This is a genomic window from Pedobacter nototheniae, assembly GCF_004335085.1.
GTDB lineage: Bacteria > Bacteroidota > Bacteroidia > Sphingobacteriales > Sphingobacteriaceae > Pedobacter > Pedobacter nototheniae.
Genome location: NZ_RQRS01000020.1, coordinates 1 through 16061, shown reverse-complemented (window position 1 = coordinate 16061; position 16061 = coordinate 1). Strand labels below are relative to the sequence as shown.

Genomic DNA, 16061 nt, shown 5'->3' with positions numbered 1-16061 from the left:
CTCTTAAATTATTTATCCCAATAATATGAACGACTTAAAAAAGTTAGTATTGCTCTCCTTTTGCCTTTTAATATCTTGGTTTTGTGGTGCTCAGGAGCATCCAAGTATCATGATAACGGGCAAAAATGTAACTGCAATACGGAAAGGGATTCAAACCTATCCACTACTAAAAAAGTCTTACGCATCTGTTAAGGCTATTGCCGATCAAGCACTCGCCGAAACCATTAATGTACCTTTGCCTGCTGATGGTGGCGGAGGTTTTACTCACGAACAACACAAAAAAAACTATACAAATATTTTAAACTGTGGCATTGCTTATCAAATTTCTGGCGATAAACGCTATGCCGATTATGTAAAAAATATCTTGTTAAAATATGCTGCTGATTATGAGAAATGGCCTTTACACCCAAAACGTAAAGAAGGACATCAAGGCGGTAAAATTTTCTGGCAAAGCCTGAACGATTTTGTATGGCAAGTTTACACCATTCAAGGTTATGATTTAGCCTACAATGCAATTGCCCCGGCAGATAGAAAAACTATTGAAGCACATTTATTTATGCCTATCCTAAAATTCTTTACAGTTGATTGTAAAGAAACCTTCGATAAAATACACAATCATGGTACTTGGGATATTGCGGCTGTAGGAATGACAGGCTACGTTTTAAATAAGCCTGATTACGTAGAAATAGCCATTAAAGGTTCAAATAAAGATGGTAAAACAGGTTACCTGGCGCAAATTGATCAGCTTTTTTCGCCGGATGGCTACTATACAGAAGGCCCTTATTATCAGCGTTATGCCTTGCTCCCATTTGTAATTTTTGCCAAAGCAATAAATAATTACGAACCCAAACGACAAATATTTAATTACCGCAATCAACTATTGGCAAAAGCCATTAACACATCATTACAACTTACTTATACTGATGGTACTTTTTTCCCGATTAACGATGCCATTAAAGATAAAACTTATGAATCGGCCGAACTGGTTTATGGTGTAGATATTGCTTATTCTGATATTAAAGCACAGCCAGAGTTGCTGGATATTGCTAAAAGGCAAAACGAAGTTATTATTTCAGATGCGGGTTTAAAGATAGCTGCAGATTTAGCGGCTGGTAAACTGAAGCCTTTTGTTTATAATACACAATGGATTGGCGATGGGCTTAGTGGAAATGATGGTGGCTTGGGTATTTTAAGATCAGGAAGTAATGAAGATCAACAATGTGTATTGTTTAAAGCGGCATCGCAAGGCATGGGTCATGGTCATTTTGATAGATTAAATATTTTATATTACGATCACGGCGTGGAAATTTTCCCTGATTATGGCGCTGCACGCTTCCTAAATATTGAAACAAAAAAAGGTGGCGATTATCTCCCTGAAAATAAAAGCTGGGCCAAGCAAACGGTAGCACACAATACTTTGGTGGTTGATGAAACTTCTAATTTTAAGTTAGATGCTGATTTGGCTCAGAGATCACATCCCGAAAAGCTTTTCTTTAAAAACGACAATAACGTTAAAGTAGTAAGCGCAGCAGAAAATGAAGCTTATGCAGGTGTAAAAATGAAAAGAACTGCCGCCTTGCTTAAGGTAGCCGGGTTAGCAAAACCTTTGTTAATTGATGTTTTTCAAGCACTATCTGATCAACTACATCAGTACGATTTGCCTTTTTGGTACAAAGGACAATTGGTTGCTTCTTCTTTCAAAATTAACGCAAATAGAAATAACCTTAAAGCTTTGGGTAGCAAATACGGCTATGAACACATTTGGTTAAATGCCGAATCTACTGTTGATGCAAAAGGTGGCTTCATTAGTATTTTAAACAATAAACGCTTCTATACCACCCACTTTACCACAGATTCTGAAATTCAGGTTAAGCAGCTTTCATTAGGTGCTAATGATCCTGATATGAGCTTGGTAGAAAGCAAAGCTTTTATGCTTTCGCAAAAGCAGGCCAAAAATCAGGTTTTCTTTAGCATAACAGAGGCACATGGAAAAGTAAATCCTATTGGAGAAACTGCTGTGGGTGCGAGTAGTTCGGTTTCCGAATTAAAAATTATAAGTGCAACTGAACAAGAGGTAAACATTTCTTTTAAAGTAAAAGATCAGGTTTATCAATATAAAATTAATTATCAAGACAAAAACAACTTTACAAAAACCAATTAACAAGATGATACAGAGCGATTTATTTCAAATTGAAGCAGAAACAGACTGGGAAGATTTAGGTAATGGAGTAAAAAGAAAAGTGTACGGTTATGATGATCGAATTATGCTGGTAAAAGCCAAATTTGAGGCTAAAGCAATAGGTGTTTTACACGAGCACCACCATACACAAGTTACCTACGTAGATAGCGGTGTTTTTGAAATGAGCATTGGCGAAACAAAAAAAATACTTAGAAAAGGTGATGGTTTTTACGTGCCGCCACACGAAATACATGGATGTGTATGTATAGAACCAGGTATTCTGATAGATGTTTTTACCCCTCATCGTGAAGATTTCTTAAAAAGCTAAAAAAATATAACTCACTAAATACTAGAAAAATATGAAATATTTATTCATGTTAATTGGATTGCTATGCTTCAACTCAGCAATCAATGCTCAGGAAACTGAGGTTAAAAAAGTTCAGTATCCAGCAGGTTTTACCGAACAAATTGATGTGGTTTACACTAAAGTAGATGGCTGGGAAGGTAAAATGGATTTGTACTTACCTCCAGCAAGCAAAGGTGTATCTCCAATTGTAATCAGCATTCATGGTGGCGGTTGGAACAAAGGAACAAAAGAATCGCAAAGCGGATTTAGCGGTTTCTTTAAACGTGGTTATGCTGTAGCCAATATAGAATACCGCCTAACAGGTGCAGCCACTGCTCCTGCTGCCGTAGAGGATACTCGTTGTGCTTTAATTTACATTATAAAAAATGCCAAGGCACTTAATATCGATGTTAATAAAATCGTAATTATGGGCGGTTCTGCCGGTGGTCATTTAGCTTTAATGGGCGGCTACATGGAAAATAACCACCTTTTTGATACCAATTGTAAAGGAACAGAAAACATTAAAGTTGCCGCAGTTATTGATAAATATGGTATTACAGATGTTTGGGATTGGGCTTATGGCACAAACAAAACTAGCAAATCTGCAACTAGCTGGTTAGGTGCAAAAGCTAAAGATGAAAACTTTGCTAAATCTGTTTCTCCTCTTTATCAGGCTAAAAAAACAAGTCCCCCAACTTTTATTGTACACGGTGATGCCGATCCTACCGTTCCTTATGAGCAATCTGTAGCACTAAAAGCAAAACTGGATCAGTTGGGCGTAAAAAACGAATTTATTACGGTTAAAGATGGTTTGCATGGCAAATTCACCAAAGAAGATAATACGATGGTGAACGAAAAAATAATGGATTTTTTAAAGAGTCTGGGACTGTAATCATACCCGAATAAAAAACGAGAGATGAAGATTAAAGGATTAAGGTGGTACATTATCGGGTTAATTGCACTGGCAACAGTAATAAATTATATTGATAGAAGTGCCATTAATATTATGTGGCCATACATTTATAAGGATTTTGGCATTGCTGATGCGGATAATAAAAGCGCCCTGGCACTAATTACAACGTTTTTTATGATTGCCTATGCATTAGGGCAAACTTTTACGGGTAAGCTGATGGATGCTGTGGGCACACGTTTAGGAATGACCATTTCAATTATTGGCTGGAGTGTTTCAATTGCCTTGCATTCGTTCGCCAGATCATTAGCTTCCTTTAATATTTTTAGGTTTCTGCTCGGGTTTAGCGAAGCTGGAAACTGGCCTGGTGCAACAAAAAGTAATGCAGAATGGTTTCCGGCAAAAGAACGGGCTATTGCACAGGGTATTTTTGGTGCAGGTGCATCAATGGGCTCAGTTATTTCTGCTCCTATTATTGCGCTACTTTATATCGCCTTTGGCTGGAAAATGACTTTCGTTCTAATTGCTGTTTTGGGTTTAATATGGGTAATTCCATGGTGGGTAATCAATAAAGCTACTCCCGATAAACACAGCTGGCTCACTGAAAAAGAAAGAGATTATATTTTAGATAAAAATCCTGCTACAGAAAATGTTGCCGATACCGCTCCTGTTTTAACCTGGAAAGAGCTTTTAAAATTCAGAAACACCTGGGGCATTATTATGGGCCGTTTTTTCATTGATCCCGTTTGGTGGTTATTTGTAACCTGGTTACCAACTTTTTTAAAGGAACAGTTTATGTTTGATATTAAACAAATTGGATCATTTACATGGGTGCCCTATTTATTTGCAGCCGTTGGCGGATTATTAGGCGGTTATTATTCTTCATGGTGCATTAAAAAAGGTAAATCGGCAGTTAAGGCACGCAAAAATGCTATTGCTGTGGGTTGCGCCATCATGCTGATTTCATTAATTGCCATTGTTTATTTCCTTGGTACATTAAAAGAAAATCCAACCCTAGCCATGTCTCTTATTGGATCTACCCTTTTCGGTTTTCAATTTTTAATTGGAAATATCCAAACCTTGCCAAGTGATTACTTTAACGGCAAAAACGTTGGTACTGTTGCCGGTATGGGTGGTACTGCTGCCGTAGCCGGAACTTTATTAACCACCTGGGCTGTACCAATTATTACCAAAACAAGTTACGTATCCTTTTTTGTACTAGCCGCAGTGCTGGTTCCAATTACATGGATATGCATTAAATACATTACCTCAAAAAAAATAATTACATCATAATAAAAAATATCTATGCGTTTAAAAAACAAAGTAGCCATTGTAACTGGTGGTTCAAGAGACATTGGTAGAGCAGTTTCCTGCCAATTAGCCGCACAGGGTGCCAAAGTGGTTATAAATTACCATGGCAATGTGCAAAATGCCGAAGAGACCCTTAAATTAATTCAGGATGCTGGCGGAGAGGCCATTATCGTAAAATCTGATGTTACAAAAGCTGCAGAAGTTGCCAATTTGGTTAAAGAAACACAAGCTGCATTTGGCCAAGACATTAATATTCTTGTAAATGTTGCGGGTGGTATGGTTGCCCGTAAACCTACGGCAGAGCTTGATGAAGATTTTTGGGACCAAGTAATGGATTTGAACTTAAAAAGTGTTTTTCTAGTATCAAAAGCAACTATTCCAAATATGCCATCTGGCTCTTCTATTGTAAACCTTTCATCGCTTGCTGGTAGAGATGGTGGTGGGCCCGGAGCTAGTGCGTATGCAACTGCAAAAGGTGGCATTATGACTTACACAAGAGCCTTAGCAAAAGAAGTTGGTCCTAAAAACATCCGTGTAAATGCAGTTTTACCTGGCATGATTGCCACTACTTTTCATGATACTTTTAGCAAACCAGAAGTAAGGGTAAATGTAGCCAACGCCACTTTACTTAAACGTGAAGGCGAAGCTAAAGAAGTAGCAGATTTAATTGTTTATCTGGCTTCTAATGAGTCAAGCTACATCACAGGAACGAATATTGACATTAACGGAGGATTAAATTTCTCATAAAAAATAGTTTGATTGGGTTTGTCCGGGGCAAATGCTCCGGCAAGCACAAGTAAATAATCGAAGTAATTTGAAGGCTCAAGGTAATAATGGGCGAAGAAAAATAACAACAAAATTAATCAGATAAAAATAACGTGTCTCACCGAGCCTGCCGAGGTAATAAAATATTAAGGCAGGCTTAAAAACACAAAGCGTACCCGGCCCTAAAAAAGCCAGCTGGCTAAATCAAGTATTTAGCGTTGCAAAGAATAACCTAACCAAAATATAACCAATATGAAACAATTTTATTTGCGAAGCATTCTGCTGGCAGTATTTTCATGTTTTCTGTTTTTAAATCCGGCTGCTGCCCAAACCAAAGTAAAGGTGCAGGGTGTGGTTAAAAACACAGAAGGACATACAATGCCAGGCGCCTCTGTAAAGATAAAGGACGGAACGCAGGGCACCATGACCAATTCTAACGGGGAGTTTTCCATCACTGTAGAAATTGGAAAAACCCTAATTTTTAACTATTTGGGGTATCAGCCACACGGTCATCCGGTAACTAAAAGTGAAAAAATTACCATCACCCTAACCGAGCTTAAAACCACCATGGAAGATGTTGTGGTGATTGGTTATGGTACGGTTAAAAAATCTTCTGTAACGGGCGCAGTGAGTAAATTAAAAAATGATAACCTGGATGAAATTCCTACTTCCAGATTAGACAATGCATTAATTGGAAAATTAGCTGGCTTAACTATCCAGAATATAACTTCCGAGGCAGGCTCTGATCCTACCGTTCGGGTACGAGGATCAACTTCTTTAAGTGCAAACGCTGATCCTTTGGTCGTGGTAGATGGGCAACCAATTGCTGATGGAATGGCTTTTATTAACTCTTATGATGTTGAATCTATTGATGTGCTAAAAGATGCAGCTTCGGCAGCTATTTATGGTTCTCGTGGTGCCAACGGCGTAATTATAATTACCACCAAAAAGGGTGTTGCAGATAAACCTCGATATACTTTTAAAACTTATTATGGCATTAAGGAGGCTTATAAGTTGCATCCTTTAATGACAACCTCTGAGTATACAAGCTTGCTTTTTAATGAAGCAGCCTTGCGTATGACCGATCCAAGTGTAACCACTGGATTTAATAAAATTACAGACATAGAGAGAGCGGCCTATGTTATTGAAAACCAAATTAGTGGCGAGCCTACAAACTGGCAGCAGGAAGGCTTACGCGATGCTGGTATTTACAACGTTCAACTGGGGGTATCTGGCGGCAATAAAAACCTGAGGTATTATATTTCTGGCAATATGCAGCAAGATCAAGGTGTAATGAAATACAGCGAAAATAATAAAGGCAATTTAAGGGTTAAGATTGATGCCAACTTATCGCCTAAATTAACGCTGAGTGTTAATATGAACCCTACTTACACTAAAACACAAAAACCCGCAAACACTTATATTGATTATTATCGCTGGTATTCTTCTTTACCAGTTTATCATAGCACTTTTACATCTGCTTTTGTTAACCAAAATACACAATGGGCAAATATTGCAGCTGGAGATTATGTGCAAGCAAGACATTTTGCAAATTTAAATTATGCAGGTTTTATGCCCGATGGTTCTTATTGGACTAGTGCAGGTGCATTAAACCCTTTCTCTACCAGTAATAATACGCCAGTTTCTATAGCATCAAGAGAAACTCGTTTTGCTGAAGTATTCCGCATGCAAGGTGGTACAGATCTTTCTTATACCATTTCTAAAGGTTTAATTTTCAAGTCATCATTAAGTGGCTATTACAGCTCGTTGCAGAACAATATTTTAACCAAAAGCAACGCTCGTAAAGATGGCGATGTAAACTCAGGAACTATTTATACTTCAAAAAATGTAGATGTTTTATGGGAAAACACATTGAACTATACTAAGAGCATTAAAAACCACAACTTTACAGGTTTATTGGGTTATACCATGCAAAGAACTACGCAGGAAATTTCCAATATGGTTGGCTTAAACTCACCTAATGATGATTTTACTACGCTTGCACAAGCAGCACAAATAGATCAGGGTCAAACATATACAGCTAAGGTTGGTCCCGTTGGATTAATTTCTTACTTAGGGCGTATTAACTACGATTACAAAAATAAATATCTGTTTTCTGCTAGTTTACGTACCGATGGAAGTTCGAAATTTTATTCAGGCAATAAATACGGATGGTTTCCTGCGGTATCTGCCGGATGGGTAATTAGTAGCGAGAAATTTATGGAGAAAACGCAAAACTGGTTAAGTGGCTTAAAAGTTAGAGCCAGTTATGGTGAAACAGGAAATAACCGAATTACAGATTTCTCTTTCGAAGATCTTTTATACAAAGCAAACTACTCTTTTGGACAAGGTACTGGAAATGTAAACGCTGGGCAGGCACCTAACGGAGCTGTAATTGCAGGCCGTAACATTACCTGGGAAACCAACCGATCTGCAAATGTTGGTTTGGATATTGGTTTATTAAAAAACAGAATTACTTTGGGTATTGATTATTATTACTCTACCACCAAAGATTTATTGCTACAACAAGGAACAGAATCTTTTACCGGGTCTGACTCTTACTGGAACAATAACGGAACCGTTAGAAACAAAGGCTTGGAACTGGAGTTAAGCTCCACAAACATCAACAGTAAAAGCTTTAAGTGGAATACTTCATTAAATATTTCTGCTAATCGTAATAAGTTAATTAAACTTGGAGGTGAGGCTTACCAATACAATTATGGAAACCGAAATGAAATTTATGCATCAATAGTTGGTGCGCCGGCGGTTCAGTTTTTTGGATATAAAACAGATGGCGTTTGGCTCTCTCAGGCAGATATTGCGGCAAGTGGGCAAACCTCTTCCATCCTATCTAACTACTTTACACCAGGAAGCTTAAAAATTGTAGATCAAAATGGCGATCATATTATTGATGAAAAAGACCGTACTGCAATTGGAAATCCTTTTCCTGATTTTACCTGGGGCATTACCAATACCTTCCGTTATAAAAACTTTGATTTAAGCATTTTACTTCAAGGCTCGCAAGGTGGCGATTTAATTAATGGCGATATTTATTACAACGAAACCCGTAAATACGATAAGGCTTTTGTAGATAACCGTTGGATAAGTGAGGCTTTTCCTGGTGATGGAAAAACTCCTTACTACGGCATTGGCACCTATGCAGATGTAATGCTAACAGATTATGTGGTTGAAGATGCATCTTACGCTTATTTAAGAAACATAATTTTAGGTTATTCCTTTAAATCTCCTTTCTTAAAGAAAATCCATATTAATAATTTAAGGTTATATGGATCAGCAGATAATGTATTTTTTATTACCGGTAAATCTTATAAAGGCATTAACCCCGAAGCCCGCATTACCAGCGGAAATTACGCTTCGCCTTTGGTATCTGGGTATCAAAGTGGTGGTTTCCCGGTTAATCGCACCTTTACTTTTGGTATTGACTTAACTTTTTAAACGATGAAAAATTTACAAAAGTTTAAAAGAAAATGTAATGATATGAAAACATTAAACATGCCCATTAAAGATATTTCAAAGCAGCGCACAGTAAGTTATTCAGCCTTAAAACGCTTATCATTTATCACAGCGCTGGCTATATTAACTGTATTAGCTTCTTGTAAAAAATTAATTAATGTAGAGCCACCCTCCAACGTTACAGTTGGTAATTATTACCGCAACTTTACAGAGGTAAATACTGCATTAACAGGCTGCTACAATGGTTTACAAGAGCCGCTAAATTACGAATGGATGGTTACAGAGTTGCGTAGCGATAATGTAGTGCAACATGCACCAACAAGTGCATCAAGCATTAATGATGATTTTAATGATCTTAACTTGTACACTTTGAGTGCACAAAACCCTCAGATTTATAATTACTACCTAAGCGTTTACAAAAACATCCGCAATATTAATTATGTATTAAGAAGTTTAGGTGTAAGCTATAGCGGTGGTCAATTGGTTTATGGCGAAGGAACAGCTAAAGTTACTGCAGCGCAAAAATCTCAGCTAATTGGACAAGCGTTATTTTTAAGAGCCTATCATTATTTCAATCTGGTAAGATTATTTGGTGGTATGTTTATATTAACCGAACCAGTTATTCCATCAGAAGCAAAACAAATCAACCGTTCATCTGAGGCTGATACCTATCAACTCGTTTTAGCTGATTTATTGGGTGCAAAAAGTCAACTTATCAGAACCGCTTATGCAAGTATTCCAGCAGGCGATTTAGGGCGTGCTACCGCTTGGGCTGCCGAAGGTTTATTGGCTAAAGTTTATTTAACCTTAGGTAGAAAAGCAGATGCATTACCCATACTGAATGATATTATTGCAAGTAGCGGCTATGGCTTGGAAACTACCTACGCCCGTGTTTTCTCCATTAATAACGAGATGAATAAAGAGATTTTATTTGCCGTTAGGTATAAATCAGGCTTAGTAGGGTTAGGTAACCCAATGGCAAACTCTTTTGCACCAAGTGGAAGCGGCGATGCAGTAGTACCCGGCGATGGAAGCTGGTATAACTGCCCTTCGCAATCTGATTTGGTTAGTGCCTACAAAACTCCATCAGCAAGCACTATGATTGATAGCCGAAAAGCGGTAAATATTGCCAGCTATGGGAGTACCTCTACTCCTTTTTACAATAATAAATTTATTTCAGCTGAGCTTTATAAAAACGATGCAGAAAATGATTTTCCTGTATTGCGTTATGCTGATATTCTTTTAATGAAGGCAGAAGCCACAGGTTTTGATGGAGCTACCGGAAGTTCAATGGCAATTATAAACCAAATTCGCCAACGTGCAGGTGCTGGCACCTACACTACTGGAACTTTTAGTAATGGCTTTTATTTATATCCGGCATCAGGTACAGGTGCTATTACAGATGCAGCAAGTTTCCAAACGGCAATGTTAAATGAAAGAAGATTAGAGCTGGCTTTTGAAAACCAACGCTTCTTTGATCTGGTTCGCAACGGCGTTTTAGTTGCCACCATAAAAAACCACTATGTTTTGGATTATGCCTTGTTCTACACCAAATATAAACGCGGTACAGCAGATGTTTTAGGTGCAAACGTAACAGATCAAAAAGCATTGTTGCCAATTCCGCAACGCGAAATAGATGTAAATAACGAGATCATTATTCCTCAAAACCCAGGTTATTAATGCAACCGTTTAAACTTAAAATTATGAGAACATTATTAAAATCGTTACTCTATCTTTTTGCAGGCATAATGGTATTATCCTCCTGCAAAAAAACTGAAACCGCTGGTATGGGGAGTTTCAGCGCTGATGAATATACCTTTAACCGGGCAACAAAATCATTTAGTGATAATAAAAATGTAACTGCACAAATTACCTCAAGCGATGGTATTCGCTATATTTATGCCTACCTGATTAGAAGCAATGCAACAGATTCACTTATCGCAGTGGCATCTCCAAATAACGCTTCAGATTATGCTTTTACTATCCCTACAGCATCCTTTCCATTAAATAACATGAGCAAGGCTACAGGTGTAAAGGTTTTGGCTAAACAGGCCGATAACAGCACCGTTGAGGGCTTTATTAAGATTACTTATTTTGATCCGGCGTTACCACAATTAAAAGATTTCCCAGTAAAACTTACTGCCGATTTAAACGGTGGCAATACAGCCATTATTGGTAATATTACATCAGATTATGGCTTGGCTCAAGTTGATATTTATGATGATTATCAAACCGAAAACACTTATGTTTTGGCTAATAGCATTACCAATTTATCGGGTGCTAAACAATATGCACTAAACTACGCATACAAATATCGTAAGGCATCACAACACATAAAGGTGGTGGCTAAAGATATTTATGGTCAAAGCAGTGAGTTAATTATTGCCATGCCTGTTGATGTGTCCTTATTTAAACCCAAGTTTGTAAGTTTCCCTGCATCGGTAACACCAAATTTAAGCTCTCCAACTGGCATAACAGGAAATATTACTTCGGTAACAGGCTTAAAACGTATCGATATTTATGATGATTATCAAGGTGCATATTCGCTGGTATCTAGCTTAACCAATTTAAACTCTAGCTTAAGTTACAGCTTTAATTATAGTTATACCTATCGCAAACGTGCCGCAAACCTAAAAGTTGTAGCAGTAGATTTGGAAGATGTACAATCTGAACTTATTATACCTTTAAATGTTAATTACGGAACGGTTTTATATCGTGATGTGGTAATGAATGCGCAAACCACAGGCACAAATACCATCTTTTTTACTGATGGTACTACCGCCGGCAACTGTAGCTTAAACGCAAGTGAAGCAACAATGGCCTTCTTGTTTTATGGTACCAGTACTGGTCCGGCATTTTACAGTCCAACCAATACAGCCAGTGTTGCAAGTAATTTTAAATGCAACGGTACATCATGGTCTATTGCCAATACAGGCGCACTAAGAGCCACCAGATTCCGTGTACTTGTACCAGGTACATCAGGTATTGATAATGTTTATGCACAGTATAATGCTAATAATATTGATGTGATTGATGATGCTTTCTTTAACGCAAATGGTATAGCAGCACCTGGTAGCAGTTCATCAAGGTTTGATGCTACAGCGGCTGCAACAACGGCTATTTTTAATACCACCAGTGCATATTTAATTTATGTAAGGATTCCTGATATAAGTGGATCTGGTTATAAAAATGCTATTCTCCGTGCTAAAGAAGCCACTTCTACAACAGGTACATCAACTATAAAATTCGATATTTACATTCAAAAATAAAACCTAATCCCTGGCAAACTGTTCAGATAGTTTCCAGGGATTTTTGCCTATAAAAACCCATGAGATTAGCCATATTATTATTCCTCTCGCTCTCTTTCTCTAAAACCTTTGCCCAACTGGTGCATAACGGTAAAGAATTACAAACTGCTTTGACTAAGGCAAAACCAGGCGATGAAATTATAATGGCTGATGGTGTTTGGAAGGATGCTACATTAACATTAAAAGCAAATGGAACCGCAGAAAATCCAATTAAGATTCGCCCACAAACACCAGGTGGCGTAACCATAAGTGGCGCATCAAACCTTCGCTTATCTGGTAACTATCTTGAGCTTTACGATTTACATTTTAATAATGGATACAGTCCTGCCGGAGATTTAATAGTATTTAAAACCGGATCAAATGATTTAGCAAATCACTGTAGAATCAGTGGCTTTGTGATCGAAAACTTCTCGCAAGCAGATCGCTTTAAAAACGATAATTGGATTGTACTTTGGGGTAAAAATAACCGTGTAGATCATTGTACAATTATTAATAAAATTAATGCCGGCCCAACTTTAATTGTTGAGCTTAATGATGAAAGAAGTCAGCAAAATAACCATAGTATAGACCATAACTATTTTAAAGGCCGCCAACGACTTGGTTCCAACGGTGGCGAAACCATGCGCATTGGGGTATCTCGTTATTCGCTTACACCATCAAAAACTCAAATTAAAAACAACTATTTTGAGCGTTGCAATGGTGAGGTAGAAATTATTTCAATCAAATCTGGGCAGAATGAAGTAAGCGATAATACTTTTTTTGAGTGCGAGGGCAGTTTGGTTCTCCGCCATGGCAGCAATAATGTGGTAGAAAACAATATATTTTTGGGTAACAACAAACCTTTTACTGGTGGCGTAAGAATAATTAACCCTGGGCATAAAGTGTTTAATAATGTGTTTAAGGATCTTAAAGGCAATGCTTTTCGTTCTGCATTGGCGGTAATGAATGGAGTTCCAAACTCGGCTATTAATCGTTATTATCAAGTAAAAGATGCAAGTATTTATCGCAATACTTTTATCAACTGCGATCATATTGATTTTGGAACAGGAAAAGACGCCGAAAGAACTTTGGCACCCGAAAACGTTTCCTTCACAAATAATTTAGTGATTACCAATGGCGATTCGGTTTATACAGATTTTAACCATGATAAGGGCTTAACCTTCAAAAACAATGTAGTAAGTGGGTCTTCTAAATTAAAAATTCCGTTTGGCTTCGCACTTACTAAAACTAAAAGCAAAACAGTTGATGGCATCGCTCTGCCCGAGAGCACACAGGCAGGTGCCGATTTAAGTAAAATTAATATCTTAAAAGCTTCGGTTACGGGCGCAACCTGGTATAAGGCAGAAAAGGATGCAGCAAAGGCAATCGGTAAAAAAATCATTTTAAAACTTGTTGATGCCGATCAAATCAATACAATTATATCTTCTGCAAATAACATGGATACAATAGTGTTTGCAGAAAGTGGAAACTATAAGTTATTGAAGGAAATTACAATTAACAAACAACTCGTTTTAATGGCTTCAAAAGGCTTAAAAACTAAACCGATTTTAGTAAATGCTTCCGATCAAACTCTTCCTGCATTTATCACTATAGAAAACGGAGGATCGTTAAATGTAAAAGGTCTGGCATTTTCTGGTACTTTCGAAAGTTTTGCCGATGTGCAAGCCGGAATTAGAAGCACTACATTGCCAATGAACATGCACTATAATTTATTTGTTGATGATTGCCATTTCTACAATTTTAGCGAAAGCACATTCAGCGCAATTAAAGCGTCTAAAAGTACATTTGCCGATAGCCTGATTATTAAAAATTCTCTTTTCAATAATATTTCTGGAACAGCGATTGATTTATCTGCAGAGAAAGAAGATAAGGGCATTTACAATGCTGAAAACACCATAATAGAAAACTGTGTGTTTACCAACATCTTAGGAAGTGCCTTAAATTTATATCGTGGTGGTAATGATGAAAGTACTTTAGGCCCGTTTTTAAACGTTAATCAATGTACATTTAACGAAGTTGATAACCGCGAAAAAGGAGCTACCCTACGCTTAATTGGTGTGCAACATGCAAAAATTTTGAACAGCATATTTAATAAATCCGGACAAGGTGGAAGTAGTATCAGATTGGAAGAAACCATTGCCGATGAAATATTGGTAAACTATTGCAACTTCTATCAATCAGGAAAAATAACTTCTACTTATGGTAAAATAAGCGGAAAATTTATTTACCATATTTCTCCAAGCTTCATTAAACCCGAAGCCTTAAATTTTAATCTAAAGAAAGGCGCTCCACTGCTTAATGTATCTTCAAAAAAAGGAAAGTTAGGCGCAAGTTTAAACCAATAGCATTATAAAAATGAATTTTAAAAAAGCATCCTTTCTCTTCCTTATTACATCTTTTTGCAGTCAAATGGCTTTTGCCCAAGTCAGTAAATCAAATGTAAAACCAACTGTGCCAGGTCAAGTGTTAAACCTACAAAACTGGAAACTTACCCTTCCGGTAAATACGGAGCACAACGGAAATCCTGATGAAATTAAACAGCCAGAACTAAATACCTATACCGATGACAACTTTTTCTTTTTAAACAAGAATAAAGATGCTGTAAGTTTTAAGGCAAATGCCGGGGGCGAAACCACAAGTGGCTCTAATTTTCCGCGTACCGAACTACGAGAAATGCTTAACGATGGAAAAACCTCTGCAGCATGGTCATCATCACAAGGTAAGCATACTTTATTTATCGATCAGCGAGTGGTTCATCTTCCTGATGTTAGAAAACACATTGTAGTTGGGCAAATTCATGACGCCGATAAATATGTGATCTTTTTTAGGTTAGAAGATAAAAAACTTTTGGTATCAGCAAATGGTGCCGATCGTGTAGTGCTTGATCCTAACTATCTTTTAGGTACCCGTTTCACCGTAAAATTTGTGGTTTCTAATAATCAAACGCAATGTTATTACAACGATGAGCTGAAATACACTTTTGATGGTAGCTTTAACAATGCCTATTTTAAGGCCGGCGCCTATGTTCAGTCGTCATGCAAAGGCAAGAAAAAAACTGAAGGTGAATCTTGTGATGCTTACGGAGAAGTTGAAATTTATAATGTTTGGGTAAAACACGAAGAGTAATTCTTTTTAGTCTGCGGTCTTCAGTACCTAGTCTGATATTACTCTATTTTTATTGCAGAGAATTACCGTTGACCACAGATTTTTTTCGCTAAACCTAGATTTAGTAGCATCCGCGATGTTTTCTATCTCAATAGTACGACACGTACGGTACTTGCTTTCCTAATCTTAATTGCTGATTTAAGAAAGTGATTTGGAAATGAACGGTCAGCAATGACAACCGGATTCCTCCATTGTACACCTACAATATGCTCAAAACGACTGGATTCTTTCCAGCAGAGCCTCAGATAAGCTCCCGACGACTGGATTCTCTTCAGCAGAGCCTCGGATAAGCTCCCGACAACCGGATTCTCTTCAGCAGAGCCTCGGATAAGCTCCCGACAACCGGATTCTCTTCAGCAGAGCCTCGGATAAGCTCCCGACAACCGGATTCTCTTCAGCAGAGCCTCAGATAAGCTCCCGACAACCGGATTCTCTTCAGCAGAGCCTCAGATAAGCTCCCGACGGCTTTCCCTCAACTTAATTCATAAAAAAAGGGCGCTCCATTTTATACGAAGCGCCCTTTATTGAATAAAAAAACTTATCCTCTTATCTGAAATTGTATTTTAACCCAACCTCAAACTCTCCGTTATTGTAATTTTGTAC

At 37.6% G+C, this 16061-nt stretch carries 10 protein-coding genes; all 10 read left to right on the top strand.

Annotation, left to right across the window (positions count from 1 at the left end; all coding sequences use genetic code 11):
• Nucleotides 1–25: 25 nt before the first annotated feature.
• The 10 genes from EHC72_RS16575 to EHC72_RS16530 all read left to right on the top strand — a co-directional run bounded on the left by EHC72_RS16575 (nucleotide 26) and on the right by EHC72_RS16530 (nucleotide 15419).
• Nucleotides 26–2161 (top strand): heparinase II/III domain-containing protein, encoded by a 2136-nt coding sequence (locus EHC72_RS16575; RefSeq protein ID WP_131538829.1) that lies wholly within the window; start codon nucleotides 26–28, stop codon nucleotides 2159–2161.
• A gap of 4 nt (nucleotides 2162–2165) precedes the next feature.
• The gene (locus tag EHC72_RS16570) at nucleotides 2166–2507 is read left to right on the top strand and encodes a cupin domain-containing protein (RefSeq protein WP_131538828.1); all 342 of its coding nucleotides are present in this window, start codon (nucleotides 2166–2168) and stop codon (nucleotides 2505–2507) included.
• Between the two features lie 31 nt (nucleotides 2508–2538).
• Nucleotides 2539–3417, top strand: a complete 879-nt coding sequence (locus EHC72_RS16565; RefSeq protein ID WP_131538827.1) for an alpha/beta hydrolase — start codon at nucleotides 2539–2541, stop codon at nucleotides 3415–3417.
• A 24-nt stretch (nucleotides 3418–3441) separates the two neighbouring features.
• The gene (locus EHC72_RS16560) at nucleotides 3442–4728 is read left to right on the top strand and encodes an MFS transporter (protein ID WP_131538826.1); all 1287 of its coding nucleotides are present in this window, start codon (nucleotides 3442–3444) and stop codon (nucleotides 4726–4728) included.
• Between the two features lie 12 nt (nucleotides 4729–4740).
• On the top strand, nucleotides 4741–5493 hold the full coding sequence (locus tag EHC72_RS16555; protein WP_131538825.1) for an SDR family NAD(P)-dependent oxidoreductase: 753 nt from the start codon (nucleotides 4741–4743) through the stop codon (nucleotides 5491–5493).
• 270 nt (nucleotides 5494–5763) lie between these two features.
• Nucleotides 5764–8967, top strand: coding sequence for a SusC/RagA family TonB-linked outer membrane protein (locus tag EHC72_RS16550; protein ID WP_131538824.1), 3204 nt, complete (start codon nucleotides 5764–5766; stop codon nucleotides 8965–8967).
• Nucleotides 8968–9009: 42 nt separating this feature from the next.
• On the top strand, nucleotides 9010–10665 hold the full coding sequence (locus tag EHC72_RS16545; RefSeq protein ID WP_246029448.1) for a RagB/SusD family nutrient uptake outer membrane protein: 1656 nt from the start codon (nucleotides 9010–9012) through the stop codon (nucleotides 10663–10665).
• Between the two features lie 23 nt (nucleotides 10666–10688).
• The gene (locus EHC72_RS16540) at nucleotides 10689–12254 is read left to right on the top strand and encodes a hypothetical protein (RefSeq protein ID WP_131538823.1); all 1566 of its coding nucleotides are present in this window, start codon (nucleotides 10689–10691) and stop codon (nucleotides 12252–12254) included.
• 59 nt (nucleotides 12255–12313) lie between these two features.
• Nucleotides 12314–14638, top strand: coding sequence for a polysaccharide lyase 6 family protein (locus EHC72_RS16535; RefSeq protein ID WP_131538822.1), 2325 nt, complete (start codon nucleotides 12314–12316; stop codon nucleotides 14636–14638).
• A 10-nt stretch (nucleotides 14639–14648) separates the two neighbouring features.
• A complete protein-coding gene (locus tag EHC72_RS16530) occupies nucleotides 14649–15419 on the top strand; it encodes a polysaccharide lyase family 7 protein (protein WP_131538821.1) in 771 nt (256 codons plus the stop codon).
• The last annotated feature ends 642 nt before the right edge of the window (nucleotides 15420–16061 follow it).